1 protein-coding gene is annotated in these 1,348 nt (G+C 45.4%); it reads right to left on the bottom strand.

Annotated elements, in window-relative coordinates; all coding sequences use genetic code 11:
• Window positions 1-58: 58 nt before the first annotated feature.
• A partial coding sequence (locus tag LD39_RS13385; protein ID WP_035547748.1) for an MFS transporter occupies window positions 59-1,348 on the bottom strand: 1,290 nt, incomplete at its 5' end.

The raw sequence follows: 1,348 nt of genomic DNA, 5'->3' as shown, positions 1-1,348 counted from the left end.
GTCCGCAAGTAAGATCATAAACAAAAGGTGACTTCATAGCGAAGTCACCTTTCTTTCATTACGAGCTTAGTTTCGAGGTTTCAGGATCTTTTGGTTTCTTTTCCGTTTCATTTGTCAGGCGGAGAGGGATTTCTTTTAAGAAAAGTATTAAGATAAAGGCTCCGACTAGAATGAATGTCCCAAATAAGAAAGAACCGCTTAAGGCTGTGCTTAATACTTCTCGCATAACCTCAACGATTTGATTCAACACTGGTAAGGCTTGTTCTGGTGCACTCTCTTTAATTTGAGCGAGTTGTTCAGGGTCCATGAGTACCTGAGGGTCTTCAAGGGCCTTGATACCTTCCATTTGAGAGGCAGTGCCCGGCGTACTAGCAGCCAAATCCTCCATTTTATTCGACATGATGATGTTCATGATCGACCCCATGATAGAAACCCCGATCGTCCCGCCTGCTTGACGGAAGAACTGAGAGGCGGAAGTGGCTACTCCTAAGTATTTGTAGTCAACTGCATTCTGGACCGTCAAAGTCAGAACTGGAAAGGTTAACCCTAGTCCTAGTCCGACAAGAATCAAGTTTCCGATGGCTCCGAATAAAGTCGTATCTACAGTCATGCGCGACATGGAAAACATGCCCGCTCCCATGATGATTAAACCAACGATAGCGAAAATCTTATACCGCCCTGTTTTGGTGATCAATTGTCCGCCAATTGTACTTGTGACTACCATGCTGAGCATCATGGACATCATGACAAACCCGGTTTTGGTAGCAGATATCCCCATAACTCCCTGAACGAAAAACGGCATATACATGATGGCACCGAACATGCCCATTCCCATGAGTAGTCCTCCCATATTAGACACTGTGAATATACTGTTTTTGAACAGATGCAGCGGGATGATCGGGTTTTTGGCCTTCGTTTCTACAAAGATGAATATCGATAATGCTAGAGCAGACCAAATGAATAATCCGATGATTGTGATCGAGTCCCAAGCATACGTTTTTCCGGCCCAGGAGAAAGCGAGCAGAAGAGGAACAATTGTAGAAGCTAGAATTACGGCCCCGACAAAATCCACCGACGTCTTTTCGTTCGTTTTCGTGTTTGGGAACATCTTCCAAATCATCACGAAGGCTAAAATTCCAAACGGAAGAAATACCCAAAAAACCCAATTCCATTTCCAAGTATCTACAATGTAGCCGCCAAGAGTTGGCCCGAATACACTGGCCAGGCCGAATACCGAGCTCATTAATCCTTGCCAGCGTCCACGTTCACGAGGCGGGAATAAGTCACCGATCGCTGTAAATGCGGTAGACATGATCATCCCGCCACCAAAACCTTGCAGGCCACGATA

The sequence above is a fragment of the Halobacillus sp. BBL2006 genome (genome assembly GCF_000786645.1).
Taxonomy (GTDB): domain Bacteria; phylum Bacillota; class Bacilli; order Bacillales; family Halobacillaceae; genus Halobacillus.
The sequence above is the reverse complement of the archived record's forward strand: the minus strand, read 5'-3'. Positions and strand labels throughout refer to the sequence as shown.